The organism is Micromonospora sp. DSM 43699, assembly GCF_055517075.1.
Genome location: NZ_JBTMMT010000287.1, coordinates 1 through 255 on the forward strand (window position 1 = coordinate 1; position 255 = coordinate 255).

General features: G+C 61.2%; 1 rRNA gene. It reads right to left on the reverse strand.

From position 1 onward, the window contains the following. Positions 1–255, reverse strand: a 16S ribosomal RNA gene (locus AC0AIB_RS31660); the annotation flags it as partial.

A 255-nucleotide genomic window follows, 5' to 3' on the forward strand; every position in this document is an offset into this window, starting at 1 on the left:
TAGGAGTCTGGGCCGTGTCTCAGTCCCAGTGTGGCCGGTCGCCCTCTCAGGCCGGCTACCCGTCGTCGCCTTGGTAGGCCATCACCCCACCAACAAGCTGATAGGCCGCGAGCCCATCCCAGGCCGAAAAACTTTCCACCACCCACCATGCGGAAGGAGGTCATATTCGGTATTAGCCCCCGTTTCCGAGGGTTATCCCAAAGCCTAGGGCAGGTTACTCACGTGTTACTCACCCGTTCGCCGCTCGAGTACCCC